16 protein-coding genes are annotated in these 21,808 nt (G+C 62.1%); 9 read left to right on the top strand and 7 right to left on the bottom strand.

The genetic code is table 11. The features are described from left to right. Window positions 1-1,417, top strand: a 1,417-nt coding sequence (locus ACRECS_RS01145; RefSeq protein WP_431581116.1) for an MIP family channel protein, incomplete at its 5' end; no start/stop codon positions are given. Further along, window positions 1,414-2,895, top strand: coding sequence for a glycerol kinase GlpK (gene glpK / locus ACRECS_RS01140; protein ID WP_431581115.1), 1,482 nt, complete (start codon window positions 1,414-1,416; stop codon window positions 2,893-2,895). The genes ACRECS_RS01145 and glpK, both read left to right, overlap by 4 nt. Before the next feature lie 688 nt (window positions 2,896-3,583). Here glpK and ACRECS_RS01135 read toward each other — a convergent pair. Continuing rightward, the gene (locus ACRECS_RS01135) at window positions 3,584-4,162 is read right to left on the bottom strand and encodes a putative immunity protein (protein WP_431581114.1); all 579 of its coding nucleotides are present in this window, start codon (window positions 4,160-4,162) and stop codon (window positions 3,584-3,586) included. 269 nt (window positions 4,163-4,431) lie between these two features. Next, on the bottom strand, window positions 4,432-7,824 hold the full coding sequence (locus ACRECS_RS01130) for a hypothetical protein (RefSeq protein WP_431581113.1): 3,393 nt from the start codon (window positions 7,822-7,824) through the stop codon (window positions 4,432-4,434). Window positions 7,825-8,090: 266 nt separating this feature from the next. Here ACRECS_RS01130 and ACRECS_RS01125 point away from each other — a divergent pair, with 266 nt between their 5' ends. Beyond that, window positions 8,091-8,615 carry an ECF-type sigma factor gene (locus ACRECS_RS01125; protein WP_431581112.1) on the top strand — a complete coding sequence of 175 codons (525 nt, stop codon included), beginning with the start codon at window positions 8,091-8,093 and terminating at the stop codon, window positions 8,613-8,615. Between the two features lie 6 nt (window positions 8,616-8,621). On the opposite strand, the gene ACRECS_RS01120 is transcribed toward ACRECS_RS01125, so the two are convergent. The 5 genes from ACRECS_RS01120 to ACRECS_RS01100 all read right to left on the bottom strand — a co-directional run bounded on the left by ACRECS_RS01120 (window position 8,622) and on the right by ACRECS_RS01100 (window position 14,616). Then, the gene (locus ACRECS_RS01120) at window positions 8,622-11,021 is read right to left on the bottom strand and encodes a protein kinase domain-containing protein (RefSeq protein WP_431581111.1); all 2,400 of its coding nucleotides are present in this window, start codon (window positions 11,019-11,021) and stop codon (window positions 8,622-8,624) included. Window positions 11,022-11,703: 682 nt separating this feature from the next. Next, the gene (locus ACRECS_RS01115) at window positions 11,704-12,624 is read right to left on the bottom strand and encodes a FecR family protein (RefSeq protein WP_431581110.1); all 921 of its coding nucleotides are present in this window, start codon (window positions 12,622-12,624) and stop codon (window positions 11,704-11,706) included. A gap of 53 nt (window positions 12,625-12,677) precedes the next feature. Continuing rightward, the gene (locus tag ACRECS_RS01110) at window positions 12,678-13,226 is read right to left on the bottom strand and encodes an RNA polymerase sigma factor (RefSeq protein ID WP_431581109.1); all 549 of its coding nucleotides are present in this window, start codon (window positions 13,224-13,226) and stop codon (window positions 12,678-12,680) included. A gap of 23 nt (window positions 13,227-13,249) precedes the next feature. Then, a complete protein-coding gene (locus ACRECS_RS01105; protein WP_431581108.1) occupies window positions 13,250-13,960 on the bottom strand; it encodes an STN domain-containing protein in 711 nt (236 codons plus the stop codon). Continuing rightward, entirely contained in the window at window positions 13,960-14,616 is a 657-nt protein-coding gene (locus ACRECS_RS01100) for an energy transducer TonB family protein (protein WP_431581121.1), read from the bottom strand. The genes ACRECS_RS01105 and ACRECS_RS01100 overlap by 1 nt, the downstream gene beginning before the upstream one ends. A gap of 165 nt (window positions 14,617-14,781) precedes the next feature. On the opposite strand from ACRECS_RS01100, the gene ACRECS_RS01095 reads away from it, so the two are divergent. The 6 genes from ACRECS_RS01095 to ACRECS_RS01070 all read left to right on the top strand — a co-directional run bounded on the left by ACRECS_RS01095 (window position 14,782) and on the right by ACRECS_RS01070 (window position 21,807). Further along, the gene (locus ACRECS_RS01095) at window positions 14,782-15,291 is read left to right on the top strand and encodes a helix-turn-helix domain-containing protein (protein WP_431581107.1); all 510 of its coding nucleotides are present in this window, start codon (window positions 14,782-14,784) and stop codon (window positions 15,289-15,291) included. A gap of 323 nt (window positions 15,292-15,614) precedes the next feature. Further along, a complete protein-coding gene (locus ACRECS_RS01090; protein ID WP_431581106.1) occupies window positions 15,615-17,189 on the top strand; it encodes a ShlB/FhaC/HecB family hemolysin secretion/activation protein in 1,575 nt (524 codons plus the stop codon). Then, the gene (locus ACRECS_RS01085) at window positions 17,189-18,934 is read left to right on the top strand and encodes a DUF2341 domain-containing protein (protein WP_431581105.1); all 1,746 of its coding nucleotides are present in this window, start codon (window positions 17,189-17,191) and stop codon (window positions 18,932-18,934) included. Before ACRECS_RS01090 ends, ACRECS_RS01085 begins: the two co-directional genes overlap by 1 nt. Before the next feature lie 12 nt (window positions 18,935-18,946). After that, entirely contained in the window at window positions 18,947-19,354 is a 408-nt protein-coding gene (locus tag ACRECS_RS01080) for an ExbD/TolR family protein (protein WP_431581104.1), read from the top strand. Window positions 19,355-19,357: 3 nt separating this feature from the next. Next, window positions 19,358-20,059, top strand: coding sequence for a TonB-dependent receptor (locus tag ACRECS_RS01075; protein WP_431581103.1), 702 nt, complete (start codon window positions 19,358-19,360; stop codon window positions 20,057-20,059). Beyond that, window positions 20,059-21,807 carry a putative porin gene (locus tag ACRECS_RS01070; RefSeq protein WP_431581120.1) on the top strand — a complete coding sequence of 583 codons (1,749 nt, stop codon included), beginning with the start codon at window positions 20,059-20,061 and terminating at the stop codon, window positions 21,805-21,807. Before ACRECS_RS01075 ends, ACRECS_RS01070 begins: the two co-directional genes overlap by 1 nt. The last annotated feature ends 1 nt before the right edge of the window (window position 21,808 follow it).

Genomic DNA, 21,808 nt, shown 5'->3' with positions numbered 1-21,808 from the left:
GGCGCTTAAACCCGCCCAGCGTCCCTTCAAGGTTTTTGATTCCGACGGGCTCTTTCTGCTGGTCCAGCCATCCGGGGCCCTGTTCTGGCGTTTCCGCTACAGAAAGTTCGGCGTGGAGCGCAACCTATCGCTCGGCAGCTTTCCCGACGTCACTTTGCAGCAGGCTCGCAAGGGGTGCGACAAGGCCCAGGCCCAGCTGATTGATGATATCGATCCCGCGGAAGAAAAGCGCCAACGCCGATTGAAAGCAGAACTCGCGGCGCAGACCACCTTCAAGCTGGTGGCTGAGGAATTCATCCAGAAGATGGAGCGCGAGGGAAAGTCTCCCGCGACGATCAAGAAGGCACGGTGGTTCCTTGAGCCGGCATCGAGCCGCGCGCGATCGCACACGAGCCGGCACCGGGATCGCGAAGCATCATCCGAACGTCGAGATCGCGAAGGTTCGAACTTGCTGGACGACGGTGCGCGCCGCTATGCTGGCGTACAGAGCACGACGCAGTCCCGTGCGGTCAGTGGGTGCGTGTATAATTTGACGCGTAATATTCTGACAATTTGTCCCATCTTTTTTGCCAACCGATCGAGCCTGGGGAGAAATGCGGTGTCCGAAGCAAAGCGGTTTCGCGGCGAGCTGATCTCTGAATGCATCGCCGTCTTCATCATCATCGTGCTTGGCAATTCGTCGGCGGCGATGCTGATCCTTTACGATCCGAGTCCCTACGCCACGAGCTATTTCGGGCTGTGCATCGCCTGGGGTCTGGCGGTGACGATCGCGATCTATGTGACCGGCGCGGTATCGGGCACCCACGCCAACCCTGCGGTCACGCTCGCGCTGGTGCTGTTCCGCGGCTTTTCCAAGCGCAAGGCGCTGCCGTACGTCGCGGCGCAGGTCGTCGGCGCGTTCCTGGGCGCGGCGGTGGTCTATTCGATGTTCCACTCGGTGATCGACGCGTATAACGCGACCCACGGGCTGACCCGCGCGGCGGGCGGCGCGGCGGGCGTGTTCTACACCGCGCCCGGGCCCGGGATCAGCCTGCTGCAGGCGTTCTGGAACGAGATCGTGCTGACCGCGATCCTGGTGCTCGGCATCTTCGCGATCACCGAGGAATTCAACACCCAGGCGCCGATGGCCAATTCAGGCGCACTGATGATCGGCTTGCTGGTCGCCGCGATCGGCGCGTCGGCGGGCAACCTCGAAGGCTGGCCGATCAATCCGGCGCGCGATTTCGGCCCCCGCCTGTTCGGCTGGATGTTCGGCTGGGGCGAGGCGGCACTGCCCGCGGCGGGCAGTTACTGGTGGGTGCCGATTGTCGGGCCGCTGATCGGCGGCGTGGTTGGCGGCGGCGCCTATTGCCTGCTGATCCGACCCTATCTGCCGCGTGGGAGTACGCGCGTCACCGATCCGGAGCCGCTGCCATGAGCGCCCGTTACGTCCTGGCGATCGACCAGGGAACCACGTCGAGCCGCGCGATCCTGTTTGGCGAAGACGCCCGCGCGGTGGCGGTCGACCAGCGCGAGTTCGCGCAGCATTATCCGCAAGCGGGCTGGGTCGAGCACGACGCCGAGGAAATCTGGCGCGACACGCTCGCCGTCACGCGCGGCGCGATCGCCCGGTCGAAGGTCGATGTCGCCGATATCGCCGCGATCGGCATCACCAACCAGCGCGAGACAATCGTCGTGTGGGATCGCGCGACCGGCGCGCCGATCCACCGCGCGATCGTCTGGCAGGACCGGCGCACCGCCGATGTCTGCGACCAGTTGCGCAGCGAAGGGGTCGAGCCGATGGTACAGGCCAAGACCGGGCTGCTGCTCGACCCCTATTTCTCGGGCACCAAGCTCGCCTGGATCCTCGACAATGTCGCCGGCGCGCGCGACCGCGCCGAGCGCGGCGAGCTCGCCGCCGGCACGATCGACAGCTTCGTGCTGTGGCGGCTGACCGCCGGCGGCGTCCACGCCACCGACCCGACCAACGCCGGGCGGACGATGCTGTTCGACATCCACCGCGGCGACTGGGACGACGAATTGCTCCGCCTGCTCCGCGTGCCGCGCCAGCTGCTGCCCGAAGTGCGCGACAACAGCGGCGTGTTCGGCACGACCACGGCGGGGCTGTTCGGCCGGCCGCTGCCGATCGCGGGCATGGCGGGCGACCAGCAGGCGGCGTTGTTCGGCCAGGCCTGCTTCGCACCGGGGATGGTCAAGTCGACCTATGGCACCGGCTGCTTCATGCTGATGAACACCGGCGAGGCGGTGGCGTCGACCAACCGGCTACTGACGACGCCGGCATACCGCCTGAACGGCAAGACCACCTATGCGCTCGAAGGGTCGATCTTCGTCGCCGGCGCCGCAGTCAAATGGCTGCGCGACAAGCTCGGCGTGATCGCCCACGCATCCGAGACGCTCAGCATGGCGACCCAGGTCGACGACAATGGCGGAGTCTATCTGGTGCCCGGCTTTGTCGGATTGGGCGCGCCGCACTGGCGGCCAGAGGTACGCGGTCTGCTGACCGGTATGACGCTCGACACCAGCGCCGCGCACCTCGCGCGCGCCGCGCTCGAGGCGGTGGCGTATCAGACCCGCGACCTCGTCACCGCGATGGTCGCCGACGGCGCCGCGCGCCCTGCAGCGCTGCGCGTCGATGGCGGGATGGCGGCAAACGACTGGCTCTGCCATTTCCTCGCCGACATGGCCGAGTGCCCGGTCGAGCGGCCCGCGGAGGTCGAGACGACCGCGCTTGGCGCGGCGTTCCTGGCGGGGCTGGCGACCGGTGTGTGGAGCGATCTCGACGCGTTGGCCGAGACCTGGACGCTCGGGCGCCGGTTCACGCCGACAATGGCCGAAGACCACCGCGCGACATTGGTCGCCGGCTGGGAGGACGCGTTGCGCCGCGCGATCGGCTAGGGTCTGGACCCAATAAGCGGCAATGGCCGGGATTGCCCTGTCGCGTTCGTGCGCTGTGACGCAGCCGGCGGGCGCGTGCACTCAACCGCTTCGCGGCGGGCGGATTTCCTGGACCACCGGCGCTTCAAAGAGTTGCTACCAGATATCCGGATGGCCTGCGTGCGCGGTGTCACTTTCGATTTATTGTGGGGTGCGGAGTCGCTTTATGAAGAAGAGACCCGAAACAGTGCGTCAGCGGTCGAGATTGCGAAGATGATTCGGGAGGATCGCGAGGTTGCTAGGCGTTTTCGCGTTCATATGCGCAGCACTCGGTCTCACGCGAAGCTCTTGCTAGTGGACACGGAAGACGGAGACTGGATCGCTGCTGTCGGATCATGCCCCTATGAAGATCGGCGAAGAATGAGCCCGAAACTGTCGCCGTGCTCCATCCAGTTTCAGAAAATCTCGGAAACGGTGTGGGGAAAAATGTGGGGTAACGGCAGTTGCCTAAGAATAATAGGTTTTCTTATCAGCTAGATAGTGGAGAATATGGGCTTCCTCACGCGATGTCGAACGCGCCAGCTGTGTCTTTCGCGGTCCCCAAGCAAGGGAGAGCAGGAATGGCAGCTCTGCGCCCTCGATTCCGCAGTTGCGATGAATGGTCGCCGTTCCCGAAAGTTACTGTTCTATCGGTCCGTGGCCAGCCCAATCATTCCGGGTCGGGTCGCGCGAGTTCGCCCTGGATATCACGAATAATCCTGCCGAGTTCACCCGATGCGAGAAGCCCCGGACCGAGAGGACCTGACCGGTCCTCGCCGACAGGGGGGAGCTTTCGCAAGGCGGCCCTGACCTCCGCCGTCATGTGGGTGAGTTGCCAATGGAGTTCATCCAAAGCTGCCTGTGGCTGGTCAGGGGTGGCTAGGCTAACCGCTCTGACGGCATAAGCGGCGGCGCCCAGGGCGTGCGCACCCATGTGACAGACGGCTGCGGCTTGACCGGCGGCCCTGGCGGCAGCGGCGGTTGTGAGAGATTTCGTCTCACGGGCAGCCCCGCTGTCGACAAATCGTCGACGTATTTCAACGGCCGTGTTCAACTCTCCGCGAGCGAACGCCCGAGTTCGAGCAACCGCAGCGTGCGGGCGGCCGTCAGCCGGTCTTTCAGCCTCAAACAACCAAAGTACCCGTTCGGCGCAATCTGCGGCCCATGCGGCGACGAGCCGCCGGTCCGATTCGCTCAGCGCCTGCAGTGACTTCACCTCCCGATCCTCCTTCACTCGACATTTGATCATTGGCCAAAGGAAATCCACCTATCGTCCGCTTCTGCAGATTGTTCGCCGGGAGTTGCCGGGCAGCCACCGGCCACTATCGGACATCTTTGGCCACGGTTTAACGCTCGTTTTCGACATCCGGGCGTGGGTTCGTGTCCTGAATTTGCCAGGGGCCACGCTGGGATCACACCAAAATCGTTAATCAAAAACTGATTATATAACAGATAGTTAGATAAGAGATGTGAATCCTGTAATCTGCGTCATGATCAGAGTCGCGTTAGTTACCGAAGTCAATTGCTTCCTTTACGAATATGATCCCGAACGTAATGAAAATACGGATCATCCTTCTGCATTCCAGCTCGATCAACATTACTGAGTTGTGGAACAGCGTTGCGCCACTCCTGCGTCTCTTGGCCGGAATACCAGTCTTCAATTGTCTGCGCTTGCTGTTCTAAGTTGAAATCTCTCCATGGCGTGCTAGGTGGACCGGGCATGTACACATGGTCGCTGATTAATGTGTTATTGACCTGATTCTCAATTCCAGCGCAAATGATACCTGGCAAGAAGCTGCCATGCTCTATCTGCCATGCGTGCGTCATCTCATGCACCAGCAATGCCTTTTGCTTGTCTGATGCTACGGCATAATCGTCCGTATAATGGGCCGTTCCATTGCGAAACTGTCCTCCCAGGTTGAGGTAGGTTTTTCCATCTACCCCAGGCATGGTGAAAGGCCTCCCCCCCAAGCCTGCTACGTTCGTGATTCTAACGTCGTTGAAGTCAACCTTAGATTGGAAAACCGCATCCAGCAGGGTGCGCTCTCCAACCGTTAGTTCCCGATCCTTTACCAACGCGCGGATGATTTCCGATGAAGTGAATGCACCGACCCCCGCGACTGTCGCCAGTAACAGCGTTCCACCCGGAGCGATCATGACAATGGCCCCTGCAATAACGCCGAGAACCCCACTGAATCCTAGTCCCCCAACAAGATCGCCAATTGAATGTGCGAGACCCAGCACGACGCCAACGGCGGTGCCAGCCACCTTTGAGAGCACGCCAATAATTGCTTCCAGAATATCGGTGATAGCGCCAAATACGCCAGTGAATTCGGTGTTGATATCAACCCATCCATGTTCTTTGCCTGGCCAGTTGGAGAAATTGTTGTTGTCTCTCCAATATTGTCTGATCAAATCTTGCTTGCGATCGACAGTCAGGTCCGCGTTGCGCGGATCTGCATCCACGAATCCGCTAAAGGCTTCAGTTATAGCAATGCCGCACGGCAGTACGACCGTAGCACGGACCATGAATTTAACGCCCACCGCGCCACTGTTGTGGACATGAAATTTGAATGTGTACGTGCCGTTGGCACGAATCCAAACCTCGACGCGTCCGCCGATCGGATTCAACGATCCAGTTTCGATCGGCTTCGTCCAGTAGACTTCTTCACTAGCGAGGCGAACCCAGCCCCCGCGACCTGACCAATCCTGCCCAGCTGACCACCAACTTGTATATACGTGCCCATCCAGGCCCGGCACGAAGAGGTCGATGTTATTCGGGCTTCGCGCAACCACGGCGACCTTTCTGCCGGGAGGGAATTTGCCTCCGAGCGATTGCCAGCCACCGCGGCCGGACCAGTCGCCGCCAGCCCACCACCACGATGTCATCACGTTGCCGTCTGCATCAATGGCGAACAGGTCGAGATTGTTCGGTGTTCGAGCAATCGCGGAAACGCGTGACGTTTGCCCAATATCCAGTCCGAGCACGTCCTGTTTTGCTGGGAAACGCCCGCCGAGCGACAGCCAATTGGACCAGCCATTCTGGGGATTCCAAAAAGCAGTAACCACATCGCCGCTTTTGCCGACGGCAAAGAGATCGAGATTATTAGGTGTGCGAGCGACAGCTGCAATCGCAGTGTCGGTCGCGAAGCTACCTCCAAGGGGTAACCATCCGCGACCACGGCCGAGGCTGGACCAATTCTGACCAGCGGCCCACCATGCGGTATAGACGACGCCATCCTTGCCGACGCAGAACAGATCGATGATTCCTGGCTGTCGCGTCACAGCCGTCACGACAGCGTTCTTCTCCGGAAAGGAACCGCCAAGCGACAGCCATGACCTGCCTTCCAAGCCTGACCAGCTGCCACCGGCCCACCATGACGTATAAACCTTGCCGTCCGGGCCAACGGCGAAAACATCCAGATTGTCTGGCGTACGAGCTATCGCACTAATCTCTCCGACGCCGGCAAAAATACCACCCAGGCCACCCGGGCCGGCCGAGCCGATGGCGAACCAGTCCCTCGTATCTCCGATCGCCCACCTGTCGTCGCCTTTGGTATTGGTACCATAGTGCGAGAGCGCCAACCCGTTGAACGCGTCAACAAGCTGCGGTCGCCTTGAGGTTAACGCGATGGCCGGATTGCGGTAACCATCTCCGATCGGCTGCCATATATTGCCTTGGTTGTTTAGGATCGAAGCGGGGTCAATGTCGTGCGCCCAAGACTGACCCTCTCCCCAGGAAGCTGAGAATGCACCATTCTCTCCAACAGCGACGACATCAATCGAATCCGGATGCCGGCTGATCGCGGACACGTTCAGCACATTGCGAGGCGAGCCGACTTGCTTGTCGGCCCTGCGGTCACGCTTCGTCCATTCTACATAGACATAATTGTCGACGAGTGCTCCATTGGGGGTCTGCCAGAATATCTCCATTGCGTCGGGACGACGACTGACGGCGGCGATCGCGGTGTTGGCCGCGGCGGTTCCACCCGGCATGAGTGCAAACCGTTGCCAAGACCCTCCTTCATACCAGTAGGCATCCTGTATTGAGCCATCCGCGCCGACCCACCAGATTTCCATCGTGTTCGGCATGCGGCTGCTGGCTGTAATACTCCCAGCGAGGCTGGCAGATCCTGGCGGAGCCAGCTCGTAGCGCTTCCATCCCCCTTCTTGACCCTCATACCAATAAGCAGCCTGCACCGAGCCATTAGTCCCTATCCACCATACTTCCATGGCGCCGGGCAGCCTGGAGACAGCTGTAACCGCGCCCGCCGCTGAACCCGCCGGAGCAAGTTCATACTGTATCCAGCCCGATTGGCCTTCATACCAATAGGCTCCGAGCACCGAGCCGTTTGCGCCGACCCACCAGATTTCCATCGTGTTCGACTGGCGTGAAACCGCTGCGATCTTGGTGCCGGGATCAACCGAGCCCGCTGGTGCGAGAGTGAAATGGTTCCATTGAGTCCCTTCGTACCAATAGGCGTCGCGGATCGATGCGTCGGGACCGACGTAAAACAGCTCCATGCTGTTCGGTATTCTTGAAAGGGCGGCGATGCCGTTTGCTGGCATCACTGATCCCGGAGCCGCGAGTTGATAGCTTTCCCAAATGCCTCCTTCATACCAGTACCTCCCTTGGAGGGAGCCATCGGAACCGGCGAACCAAACTTCCATTGAGTTTGGAATGCGGGACAATGCGGCAACGCCCGCTTGTGATGATGCTGACCCTGCTGGTGAAAGCTCGTATGTCGCCCAATTCGCTTGGCCCTCGTACCAGTACGAGCCCAAAATCCTGCCGTCTCGACCCACGGACCAAATTTCCATCGAGTTCGGAATTCTTGCGACTGCCGCGACAGATGATCCCGGCTCGAGAGTACCTTGCGCAATCAGTTCAAAATTATTCCACGTAGCCATCTTATATCTCCGTGATTTAAAGTGGGTTGCGAACGATCAGCGTCGACGTGTCCGTGATTTTCGGACTAAGGGTGCCGAAGCACTTGGCTGTTTGAACTAGGCTATCCGAGCCAGCTGCCGACATTGCTCTTCGCTGAGCGGAGAAGCTTTGGGCGCGGAAGCGTTTCAACTCGCGGACCACGAAAACCTGACTGTACAAGACGATCGACTCCTTGCATTGCCTTCAACAAGGATGACGAGACGCTGGGGCGAAAGCGGACAGCACAATGGCCGAGTTGGAAATTTCAGGATCGGACGCGCTGCTCGGCACGCTCTATGATGACTTGCGCAAGGCTGCCCACCGCGAGATGCGGCGCGGTGGATCGCCACAGACCTGGCAGACGACTGCGATCATCAACGAGGCCTGGCTGAAGTTGCACACCAGAAACGACTGGGACAGCCGCGAACATTTCATTCGCACTGCCTCAACCGCGATGCGGCACATCATGATCGACGCGGCGCGCGCACGGTTGGCCGCTTGTCGGGGCGGCGGCGTTGCCAATTTGTCGCTTGAAGCGGCCGCGGATGTCGCGGCTGAGAGCGTCGACGACCTGATCACGGTCCGATTAGGTGAAGCGCTGGTGGAACTGGCCGTGATCGATCCTGAACTGGCTCGCCTGGTCGATTGTCGCTATTTTGCCGGCCTGACCGAGGCGGAGGCAGCGCAGGTGCTTGGTGTCAGCGACCGTACCATAAGGCGCTGGTGGATTCGGGCGCGGGCATGGCTGCACCGAGAGATACGGACGGGATGAATGCGATCAGGGATATTTGCGGCGTGCTTGTCTCAGTTGCTGGCGAATTTTGATCGTTCTCGCCTTATAAGCTTCGCCGGCACTAGCTTTGGCTGTAAAAATGACGTCGGCCGCATCGAGATCAGCCCGACATTCATCGAATCGGCGTTCCGCTAGACGTATAATGCCCCGGGTCCGAAGATAGACCCCGTAATCCAAGCTCTGTAGCCCGGCGCGTCGAAGATCCGGTTCTATTTGCGTGAGCGCTGAACTGGCATCCCCAACACGACCGAGCGACGCGAGCGCCTCTATACGCGCCAAAATGACCTGCACGCTTGGCCTGCTCCAGGCACCAAAATGTTCGATCGCCATCGGTGCCGCCTCATCGAGCGCTGCTAAGGCTTCCGCGGGGCGGCCCATCTGGTTGAGTAGCCGGCCATGGTAGAGGAGGTCCACCGCGAGCTCCAACGAGCGGCCATACATTACACGCCGGTCAGAGACCGTTCGGTGCATCATGCGTTCGGCGGCAATATTGTCTCCCCGCCGGGCGGCTATGTCTGCCTCGGCGCGAAGCAGGGAGATTGCGGCGGATGAATGACCTTGATTACGACGTGTGAGTGTCGCGAGTCCTTGGCGGATAATCGAATCTGCCTCCGCAAATCGGCCTTCTTCAATCAAGTATCTGGAAACCTGAGTGTAGCGCGTTTGCAAATCGCGGCTATACGCGAAATAGGCCCGTTCGGCGTTGGCCATGTCGTTGACCAGCAACGCAATTGCTTCTTTGCGTCTGCCCTGCTGCCGCAGCATATGCGCATCAGCACCGACCGTCTCAACCAATTCCCGGCGAAATCGCACTGGGTCGGAACGCCACATCGCACGCGCCTCATCCAACAAACGTTGCCCTTGAACAAGGCGACCTTCCCCAATCAGGATGGTCCCCAGCTTCAGCTTCAGCCGTGCTGAACCCACCGGATCTGAACGCGCAACGCCACGGGCCAGTGCTCTTTCCAGCAGAACCTTCGCGTCGGCATTATTTTCGGTGATCAGATAAAGATCGGCGAGCGCACCAACCATTGCTGCGATGTCCGGTGATTGGGCTGGCAGCGAGCCCATCAAGCGCTTTGTTGTGCCATCGATCATTTCGCGCACGGTGATTGATTTGAACTGCGACGGATCGCTTGTATCGCGAAACATGAGCAGGAAGGCCTGATTGACGGCCTCCAGGCGACCAGCTTCGGCCTGCGCGACATCGCGCTCAACCGCAGTCCTGCGTGCTTGCCAGGCGATCCCGCCTGCACCTACCGTCAATACCAACGCGGCCATGGCAGTGGCCACGGCGGTCCAACGGTTGCGTCGCAGGAAGCGGCCAAGGCGATAGACCGTGGTCCCGGCCCGCGCCTGAACAGGCTTAAATGCGAGATAGCGCCGCACATCGCCGGCGAATGCGGCTACCCCGGGATAGCGATCTCCCGGATTGCGGCGCATCGCCTTCATCACGATCGCATCGAGATCCCCTTGCAAGCGCGTTGAGGATATCGCGCCCTTCTGTGTGGCCCGACTCGGATAGGGTGGGTCGTCATGCAGCAGCCGCCGCAGCACGATCGGCAAAGGCGCATTATCAAACTGCCAGGGTCCTCGACCGGCGAGCAATTCGAACAACACAGCCCCCAACGCATAGACGTCCGTTGCCACCGTTGCCCGGAGACCCTCGAATTGTTCCGGAGCGGCATAACCGGGCGTGAGCAAGGCTTGCGTCATCGTGCGATCGAGCACGGCGGCGTCCACGATCTTCGCGACACCGAAATCAAGCAACCGAACCCGGCCGTCGCAATCGATCATAATGTTAGAAGGCTTGATATCGAGATGCAGGACAAGGTGCCCATGGGCATACTCTACTGCTCCGCACAACTCGAGGAACAGCCTCAAGCGCGTCGGCAGATCAGCCTGATGCTCCGAGCACCAGTCGGTAATTTCCCGACCTTCAACATACTCAAGCGCCATATATGGCCTACCGTCAGACGCCAGTCCGCCATCGATCAGCCTCGCGATGCCAGGATGTTCGAGCCCGGCGAGAAGCCGTCGTTCGGCGTCGAACATCTGCACCCGGCCGATCGCCTCGGGACGCAGCATCTTAAGCGCGACACGTTGTTCGAAATCCGCGGCTGCACGATGTGCCAAATACACTTCGCCCATTCCGCCGCGGCCAATCAGCCGGTCGATCCAGAAAGGTCCGACGATGGTATCCGCAGCGAGCGACGAATAGATCTTCGGTTCCGCCGCACCGATTGGACGCTGCTCGGTGATATCCAGCACTCCGGGTGCCGCTTCGGATGCCAGGAGCGAGCGTAATTGTTCGATCACAAAGGGATCGGCCTGAAGCTTGACCAACCGCGCTTCGCGCACGTCGCCGGGCAAGTCGATCAGCATATCAAAATATTTGCTGATTTCAGCCCATTCTGACGAGGTCGGCTTACGGGTTACGGCCGTTCTCCTGCAATGACTCTCATCTGTATCCTCCAGCTCACCAGTAAAGCGGCATTGGTGTTGAGTGAAGATCGCCCGGGTGAAGCCTTATGGAGACCTGGTATAGAGGGACATTTGGCGCAGAGAGCCCGATCGGCGACAGGTAACGCTCGATGCGCTAAAATCTGCACGTCGCGCGCAAGGGCTTTTTATCATTAAGCACCTGATATATAGTGTTTTATGTAAGATTCTCGGTGAAGTTGTCGCCTGAGATACGCGACATATCAGTGTCCCATATCTCAACCTTCCCGCCGAGACGGCCACCTGAAATATGCGACATTCCGGTGTCCCATATCTCTCGCCGCCTGCCCCAGTCCTGTCCTCACAGCCTGGCCGTCAGCCGCGATTCAACCATCACACGGGATCAGGCATGTCATCTCTTGCTGGCCTTATACCGACCTGCCCTTCCTATTGTTGAAACCGGAATTTGCGCATGACCAGAGCTGCCGCCCATGCGCCCGATCTCACACCCGAGGCTCTAGCCGCCGATTACCCCGGTGGCGTTGAGCTCCTCGAACGTCTTCGGGCTTCAACCATTTCGAACAACACCGGACATCCTTGCCGAACCTGCCGGGGATCCGCAGGCTCAACCCATCAGAATAACACCGGCAGGCAGGTGGCGAAGATGGAGACCAAGCAATTGCTGGATTTGGGCAACGGCATTTTCGATCTGCTTGATATGGAACACGCCGCTGACTTGTCTTTGGCCAAGACCGCTGCTCGTGAGGACGATGCGGCCGGGGCGGTAGCGGTTGATCTGCGCGACGACCTCCGCGAGGGGGGTCTCCTCGAAAATCAGCAAGCCGCGACGCCAGGCGGTGGCGATGGCTGGATTGACGCGGGTCCGGGCAACTACGCCCTGCGCATCGACCGAAAGCTGGTCCCCCGCAGTGAGGTTGATGCGACGGCCATTCAGCCGGCAGGCAATCGCGCCGTGGAGGCAGGCGGTGTGAACAATGCCGTCGATCGCCGAAACGTTAAACAGGGCGCGCATCGCCTCTACTTGCACATCGCCCGCCGCCACGCGGAACACCGCATCGGTCGCCACCGATATGAAGGTCTCGCCATCGATCAGGCCGATTCCCCGATTGCCGCCGGCGAGCGACAGGCTGGTGCGGGAATTCATCTCGACCCTGACGCCCGCGATCGGGGCAAAGGCATAGCGTTCGCCCGGACCGGTACGGTGGTCCGCCATCAACTCCGAGAGCGACGGCCAGAGTGCCAGCGGCGGCTTGGCCAGGCCGATCGCTGCGAAGACCGCGGCCATGCTCCCGCCGAGGACGATCCCACGGCGGCTGACGCCGGCGGCTGGCGCATCGCCTAGGGCGCGCGCCATCGTCCGGAGACCGGCGACCTGGCGAAAGGCGGCGTCATGATCGGGGCTTTGCGCGCGCCAGTCGGCCAGCGCCTGCGCATCGGCGTCGGTCGCCTCGCCCGACGTCAACCGGACGAGCCAATCGGCGGCATCGACGATCACGGGATCGAACGCATCGTCGTTCCCGGTCATGATGGCTGTCCGCCGAAATAGCGCCGATCGCTCAAGTGGAGTGCCCTTTGCATCTATTGTCTAGACACGCGCAGCGCGCCACGCGCGAAAAGGTTTTTGCGCCCTGTGCGTCTGGCGCAGTGCAGGATCGCGTCGCGCAGTTCGATCTGTACCGTGCGGACGGTGACGCCGTAGCGCGCGGCGAGTTCGGCATGTGTGGCGTCGCCGCCGAAACTTTCGGTGAAGATGTCGCGCTGGCGCGGCGTCAGGCCGCTCAGCGCGCGGCGCAGCGCGGCAAATTCGCTGCGCGCGAATACGATCCGGTCGGGGCCGGGCGCGGGATCGGCAATGTTGAGGATGTCGTCGATCTCGACCGTGCCGAGCACTCGGCGTCGCGACGCATCCATGTTGGACGCGGTGTTGAGCGCGGCGCGGTAGAGATAGGCATCGGGATCCGCCACCGGCGCCAGATCGGGACCGTTGCCGAGCCGGATCCACATCTCGTTCAATGCCTCGCCGGCCAGATCCTGCGACCCAAGGCGCAGCGCGAGGCGATCGCGCAACTGGGCATAGCGCGTGACGAGCGACTCGCGCAGCATGGTGCGCGTCGATTTCGATGTCATGGCAACCACGCCGGCAAGACTCGTCAATCGCGCTGCGCCAGGCGCGCGGAGGTCACCTGAAAGCGCAGTGGTTCATGCAGCCCCTCGGGCGGAGGCTGAGACAAATGCCTGCCGTTGAGCAGGCGAGCGATGCGGTCGTCACAGGCCAGATCGCCGGTGCCGCGCAGCAACGCGACTGCCCCCATCTGTCCCGTTCCGTCGATCTCCAGCCTGATCTCGACGGCGAATTGCCGCTGCGCGATCACCGGGTCGCCTTGCAGCGCGGTCCGAATTTCTGTTTGCGCACGTCGCCCATAGGCGTCGAACACGGCGCGGTTGGCGGTGCCGATGATCAGCGATGCCCGCACCTTCGCCTTGTCGAGGCGCAGTGCAGGCGCACCCGTGACGCCGAATGCGACCGACGGCGGCGGCTGGTCCGGGCGGTAGACGATCGCCGCTTTGCGGCCGGTATAGCGCGCGGTCAGGCCAGTCCCTGCCAGCAGCACGCGCAGTGCCGCTGGCGCGGTGAAGCTGCCGTCGATCGCGGTCGATCTCAGCCCGGCCATCAATTTGCCTTCATAGATCACGTCTACGCCGCTTTCCCGGGCGAATTCGGCGAGCGCCTCGGTCAGCGGCTGCGCCGGGACGGTAAAATGCTGGCGGTCATCAAGGCCGCTCGCCACAGCCGGCGCGACCGCCGCCGCCGACCCTGCGGCAATCGCCCACAGCCAGAGTGTGAGGCGCGCGCTCCGCATCAGCCGATTTCGAACTGGATCGGCAGGCTGATGTCCATCCGGTCCGGCCACCCGCTGGGCAATGCGGGCAGGGGCTGGGCGCGCATCACGGAGGCCAGTGCCTCGCGATCGATATCGCCGATCCCCGAGCTTGCCTCGACCCATGCGTCGATCACGCGGCCATCATGATCCATCAGGAAGCGCAGATGAACGACACCTTCCTGCCCGGCGCTGCGGGCACCGGCGGGATAGGTCCGGAACCGGGCGAGATGCGCCTCGAGCCGGGCGCGATAGGCGAGCAGTTCGGCATTGGGCAAATCGGCCGATGCGCTTCCCCGGGTGGCCGCTGCGGCGACCGTCATCGGCGCGCCGATCTCGGGGCCGCCCGCAAGATCGTGGGTCACAGGCCCTCCTTGCGGCGGATTCTGCAGCAGCGGCTGTGGCTGGGCGTGATGATCCCGTCGCGTACCCGCCGCGTCGCCGGCCATCGCCTTCAACTGGCCATGGGCATCAAGCGGGATGAGTTCGACGACCAGCGCGTCATGGCCCGATCGGTCGGCTTCACCGCGAACCGGCACGCCCATAGCGAGTCGCGAGATCAATGCCCATCCGATGACGAGATGCATCGTCGTCGCCAGCGAAAGGCTGAATGCGCGGGCGGGAAAATTCTGGATCATCACGTGGATGTCATTTCGCTGTCATCGAATCATGCCGCGATAGGACAGCTTTATCGCGTTCTGATGACAGTCGCTGAATGCACCATTGGCCGAAATCCATCGGCGGCAAAGAAAGTGCTTCGCATTCCGCGTCGCCGACTGTCTGTCATAGCAAGGGGAATTTGAATGCATGGTGCATCTGTTCAGCGTGAAAGTGCCTCCTACGCCGAGGTGACGGGGGGTGACCCTCGGCCGGCCGCCTATCGATATGCCGGCATCGGCGGGGCTGATGCGCCGCGTCTTGTGGAGGCGGTCTGCGCCAATCGGGATCTTCCCGGGTCGTTGCCCGGATCGTTGCCCGGATCGTTGCAACGTGCCGTCGATCATATCCTGGCCGACCCGCCGGGCGATTGTTCCGATGCGATCCTGACCCGGGTCGCCGGCATTACCCTCGCGTCGTTGCGCCGCAATTTTCGCGAGCGGCTGGACACGCCGATTGCCCGCTTCGTCCAGAATGCGCGGCTCGACTGGGCGCGGGAGCGATTGGGCAACGCCAGTGAAATGCGATCGATCAACCAGCTGAGCGTCGACCTTGGCTTCGCGGCGCCGGGCGGACTGACGCGTGCCTATAAACAGCGATTCGGCGAAACGCCGACGGAAACGCGCACCAACGCCTTTCGCGGGGTGTGCGAGTAAAATCCACCGATTAACCGGTGGGTGTAATGATCTTCGTATGCTTTGACATATAGTCAAAGTAATAAACCTTTGCGTCCAAATGATATGAGCGGATATCACAATTATATATGGAATTACGCATTCCAAGAATTTTTACAATGCCGATTATGGGTTGTAACTTAACTTACACGATATCGGGCTTCTGGTAGACAAAAGCAAAAATTAAGACACCGTTATCGACAAACAGCTTGAGGCATATAAGCCTCAAGGGCAATGGGCGACCCGGTCAGGGATCGAACCGTTTCGGTTTGATCCATCAATCCGCATGCGGCCCCGGGGGATCGATGTTCGAGTTAAGTCGATGGCGAGCGACCGTTCTCGGCACAGCCTTGATCGTGTCCTTTGCCGCGCCCGTGGCGGCGCAGGATGCGTCGGCGCCGCGGTTCGATGTTCGTGCGATTCAGGTGGTTGGCAACAAGGTGCTGCCCCCCGAGCGAGTCGAGGAAGTCGTCTATCCGTTCATGGGACCCGGCAAGACTCCCGGCGATATCGAATCCGCCCGCGCCGCCCTGCAAAAGGCATTCGAGGACAAGGGCTATGCGACGGTCTCGGTGTTCATTCCCGAACAATCGGTGGAGACCGGGATCATCCGGCTGGAGGTGCAGGCGCAGGCGATCGGCATGGTCCAGGTCGCCGGCGGCAAGCGCACATCGGACGCCTGGGTGCTGTCGCGTGCGCCGTCGCTGCGGCCAGGGACGACGCCCAATTTTACTGACGTTCAGCGCGATATCGTTGCGCTGAACCAGTCCGCGGACCGGAAGGTAACGCCTGAGGTCAAGGCGGGGGTGGCGCCGGGCACTGTCGATGTCGTGCTGAACGTCGAGGACAAGTCGCCTTTTCATGGCTCGGTCGAGCTCAATAATTTCAGCTCGGGCGCAACCACCGATCTTCGCGCTTCGGCGACGCTGCGGTACGACGATCTGTGGGGGCGCGGCGACAGCATCAGCATCTCGAGCCAGACCGCGCCGCGCCGCACCGACGACGGCACGGTCCTGTCGGCCAATTATCTGACCCGGCTGGGTGGCGTGCAGTTGTTGGCCTATTACGTTCATTCGGACAGCAACATTGCCGTGGTCGGCGGCACCAGCGTGGTCGGTAAGGGCGATCTGGGCGGGGTGCGGCTGATTGTGCCGCTCAGCCAGAGCGAAGGCTTCTACCAGTCGCTCACCGCGGGCGTGGATTATAAGAGTTTCGCGGAGGATGTGCGGCTGGGGGCGGACCGCGATTCCGCGCCGATCAAATATTTCCCGTTCACGCTCGGCTGGCGTGGCGACTGGACCGGGACCAGGCGCAAGACCAACGCCTCGCTGACCACGGTGTTCGGTGTGCGCGGGCTGGGCGATGGTCTTGAGCGGTTCGACTATAAGCGCTTCGGCGCCAAGCCCAATTTCTTCACGCTGAAGGGTGAGGCGGCGGTCACCGCCGACATGTGGCGCGATTTCCAGATTTATGTGAGCGCGACCGGGCAATGGTCGCCCGACCCGCTCATTTCCAACGAAGGCTTCAGCCTGGGCGGCAGCGAGACCGTGCGCGGCTATTTCGAGAGCGAGGCGCTGGGCGACTGGGGTATCGCCTATCAGACCGAGCTGCGCTCGCCGCCGCTTGCGCCGCTGATCGGCGGCGGGATCCTCGATGAATTCCGGCTCCATAGCTTCATCGATTGGGGCATTGCCGGCATCCATCGCCCGCTGATCGGCCAGAATGACGAGTTCCGTCTGGTCAGTGTCGGCGGCGGCGCCCGCATCAGGCTCTTCAAACTTTACAACGGCGCGCTCGATGTCGGCGTGCCGCTGATCAACGGGCCGGACTCCAGGACCGGCAATATTTTTGCACGCTTTCGAGTTTGGGGGGAGTTTTGATGTTTCACTCTGCACGCCTGAAGAAGCGCGTCATCGGCGGTATCGCCGCCGTCGCGGCGTTCGTCCTGTTCGCGTCTCCCGCCGCCGCGTGGTGGGAGCCGGGTTATGCGTATCGCACGAAGATCAACCTGAACGCGGGCGCGGCGGGGCTCACGGGCGAGGTGGCGCGCGCGCCGGTGCTGGTGCGGCTGCACACCGGAAATTTCAGCTTCAAGGATGTGAAGGCGGACGGGTCGGACCTGCGCTTTGTGGCGGGTGACGATCGTACGCCTTTGAAATTCCAGATCGAGAAGTGGAGCCCAGGCGAAGAGCAGGCGCTGATCTGGGTCGATGTGTCGGGGATCAAGCCCGGTGCCGCCCAGGCGATCTACGCCTATTACGGCAACAAGGATGCAAAGCCCGGCCAGGATGTCGCGGGCATGTTCGGCGGCTACAAGGCAGTCTATCATTTCGACGCGGCCGGTGCGCCGCGCGATGCGACCGCCAATGGCGCGAACGCCAGCGGCGGTGAGGGACGCAATGCCGGCGGGCTGATCGGCCAGAGCCTGAAGCTCGACGGCACGGCGGTCAGCCTGCCGGCGGCGCTGTTCGGTGCAGGGCCGCTCAGCACCAGCTTCTGGGTCAAGCCAGGGATGGCGGACGGCCAGCTCCTGATCGTGCCCGGCAGCACTTCGCTGGTGCTCGCTGGCGGGAGCTTGTTTATCGATGTCGCCGGAAAGCGGAGCGCAGGCGCGCCACTGGCGGCCGGGACCTGGGCGCATCTCGCGCTCAGCTCGGATGGTACGAAGACGAGCCTATTCATCAACGGCCAGCCGGCTGGCGAAGTGACCGGTGCGCCGGCAGCCGCGACTGGCCCGGTGTTGCTGGGTCAGGGCGTGACCGGCGAGGTGGACGAACTGCGCGTCGCAGGCACGGCATTGCCGCAGGCGGCGTTCCAGCTCGCGGCGGCGAGCGAAGGGCAGGGCGCAAAGCTGCTGACCTTCAACACCGCGGAACAGACCGAGGCAGCCGGGCATAATTATTTCGGCATCCTGTTTGCAGCACTGACGCTCGATGCATGGATCGTGATTGGCATCTTGGCAGTAATGCTTGCGATCGCGATCTGGGTGATGATCGCCAAGGGGCTGCTGCTGGCCCGCGTCTCGGCCGCCAATGACGATTTCCTCGATGCCTATGAACAGGCCGCCAGCACCAGTACCGGCCATGACGGGCTTGGCGATGTGAAGGCCGGCGGTGGGACCGGCATCTCGAGCCTTGCCCGGCTCTACCAGATCGGCCGTCGCGAACTCGACCGTCGTCTGAAGGAGGGGCGCGCGAGTGGCAGCCGCTACGCGATCCGCGCGCAGTCGATCGCGGCGATCCGCTCGGCACTCGATGCAGGGCAGGTGCGCGAGAGCCAGCGGCTCAACCGCCAGATGGTGCTGCTGACCATCGCCATCTCAGGGGGACCGTTCATTGGCCTGCTTGGCACCGTACTCGGGGTGATGATCACCTTTGCCAGCGTGGCGGCGGCCGGTGAGGTCAACATCAACGCGATCGCGCCGGGGATCGCCGCGGCGCTGCTCGCGACGGTCGCCGGCCTTGCGGTCGCGATCCCGGCGCTGTTCGGTTACAATTACCTTCTCAGCCGGGTCGAGGAGATTTCGGCAGACAACCAGATCTTCGTCGATGAGCTTGAGAAGCGCATCGCGGAAACCTGGCAGGATACCGACGGTCCCACCCCCGCTGCCATTGCCGCCGAATAAGGGGGCCGGGCGATGCAGATCCAGGGCAAGAAGCCGTATAACGAGATCAACATCACGCCGCTGGTCGACCTGACCTTCGTGCTGCTGATCATCTTCATCCTGCTGACCACAGCGGCGGTGCAAGGCATCAAGGTCGATCTTCCCTCCGCCTCGGCGGCGAAGACGCTCGACCAGCCAAAGTCGCGGGTGATCGCGGTCGCCAATGACGGCACGGTCTCGATCGACGCAGTGCCGGTGTCGATGGCCGAGCTTGAGCAGCAGCTGCGCTCGAGCATGGCCACCACGCCTGATCTCGCGATCATCCTGCGCGGCGACCGGGCAGTGCAATATGACCAGATCATGCAGGTGCTCGACCTGTGTTCGAAGGTCGGCGTGCCGAGCCTCGGCATGGCCGCGACGCGTCCGCCCGGCGGCGCCTGAGCCATGGTCGCCGCTACCCTTGACGGGATGGACTTTGGCCATCGCCGCCGCACGCGTGGCCGTCGCGGCGCGCGCTGGCTGGTGGTCGCCGGCCTTGCGCTGGCCGGGCTGATCGTCGCGGTCACCTTCCTGCGCGGCATCACGGTCACTGAGCGACCCAATGAGATGAAGACCACGCGGGTCATCCTTCCCCCGCCGCCACCCCCACCCCCGCCACCCGAGGTCAAGCCCGAGGAAAAACCGCCCGAGCCAAAACCGGCACCGATCGAGCAACCGGTGACCGAAACACCGCCGCCGCCAACTCCGGATGCCGCGCCCGATCAGGGCAATAACGCGCTCACCGCACGTGAAGGCGCCGGGCCATCCAATTACGGCCTCGCGGTCGGTAATGGCGGTGGCACCCGGATCGGCGGCAAGACCGGCGGTAACGACGGCTTTGCGGCCTATGCCAGTATCGCGCTCGCCGATATCCGCCGCGCCGCACAGGGCGATGCTGCATTGTCGCGCGGCCGCTACACCGTGCGGCTGGTCGTCGGTGTGTCGAGCGATGGTCGTATCCAGCAGGTCAATATCGTCGATGGGTCGGGCGATACGCGGCGCGATGCCGCCATCGAACGTCGCCTGATGGGGCTCCAGCTCTCGCGGCGCCCGCCCGCCGGCCTTCCGGTCATGCGCATCGAATTCAATACGAGGAACGGCGCGTGATGCCGGTCACTGCCATTTTTTCGCACGGCCGCCGTGCCGCCGTCTCGACACCCAAGGGGACCATGATGACCTGCCCGAAGATTCTCCGCCGCTTCAGATCGATGCTGCTCGCCGGCACGGTCGCGCTGACATTGGCGTCGCCGGCCTTTGCTCAGAATGCGCAGGTCGATCCCAACAAGCTGCTTGAGATCATGGTCACCAAGGGCCTCGTCACGCGTGCCGAAGCCGATGCGATGATCGCGGAGGCCAGGGTTGCACCGACACCGCAAGTCCAGGCGGCAATCCCGCCGGGCGGCGTGGTCGGCGACACGCAAACCATTCCGTATATTCCGACGACCGTGCGCAACCAGATCAAGGCAGAGCTGCGCGCCGAATTGGCCAGTCAGGCATCGACCGAAGGCTGGGCCAAGCCCGGCGAAGTCGCCGAATGGACCAAGCGTCTTACATTGTTCGGCGATATTCGCGTGCGCGGCGAAGGCGACCTGATGGGCAAGGGCAATTTCAATCAGTCGTTCGTCAATTTCCAGGCGATCAACGCCGGTGCCGGATATAATATCAATGACCTGAGCAGTCAGGTCAGCGCGCCCTATCTCAACACCACGAAAAACCGCACGCGCGCGAACATTCGGGCACGCCTGGGCCTGCGCGCGCGCATCGACAGCTGGATCACCGGCGAAATCCGCGTCGCCACCGGCGGGGACAATTCGCCGATCTCCACCAACCAGACCCTGGGCGGCAATGGCCAGTTTGGCAAATATGCCATCTGGCTCGACCGCGCCAATATCCGGCTCCAGCCCGTCAAGGGCGCGACGCTCGATCTCGGGCGCTTCGCCAACCCGTTCTGGACGAGCGAATTGCTATTCGACGAAGACCTGAATTTCGACGGCGTCGCGCTCAGTGGTCGCGCAGCGCTCAACGGCCAGCTGACGGTGTTCGGTACGCTCGGCGCCTTCCCGATCTTCAATACCGATTTCAACTTCGGCTCGAACGATGTCGGGGCCTTTTCATCGAAGGACAAATATCTTGCCGCGGCGCAGGCGGGGGTCGAGTTCGCCGCCAGCGACCATGTCAAGCTGGCCGTTGCCGCCAGCTATTACGAGTTCAAGAATGTCCAGGGCGAGGTCTCCAGCCCATGTCCGTTCGATCAGGACGCCTGCGACACCGATGCGAGCCGCCCGCAATTCGTCCGGACCGGCAATTCGCTCTTCCCAATCCGCAATATCGATTTCGCCGGCGCGCCCAATCCCGCTACAGCTCCCGAGGTGCAATATTTCGGGCTCGCCTCGAAATATCGCATACTCAACGCGCACGCAGCACTCGATCTTGGCTTCTTCGCGCCGGTCGGCATTCGTCTTGAGGCCGATTTCGTCAAGAATCTCGGCTTCGATCGTAAGCTTGTCGCGGCGCGCGCCGTCAATAATCTCGGGCCGGGCAATCCGGGGGTCTGGGCGGGCGGCGACACGGGCTGGTTCGGCAATCTCATTATTGGCAAGTCGCAGCTCACTGAATCCGGCGACTGGCATGCCTCGATCGGCTATCGTCGCATCGAATCCGACGCCGTGCTGGACGCGTTCACTGACAGCGATTTCCATCTCGGCGGCACCAACGCCAAGGGCTTCATCCTGGGCGGCAGCTATGCGATCGCCAAGGATACCGCGCTGTCGGCGCGCTGGCTGTCGTCGGATGCGATCACTGGCATCCCCTATTCCAACGATGTCATCCAGCTCGACCTGACAACCAGATTCTGAT

The organism is Sphingomonas sp. (genome assembly GCF_050725575.1).
Classification (GTDB): domain Bacteria; phylum Pseudomonadota; class Alphaproteobacteria; order Sphingomonadales; family Sphingomonadaceae; genus Sphingomonas.
Note: the sequence above shows the minus strand (reverse complement) of the source record. Positions and strands in the feature narration are given on the sequence as shown.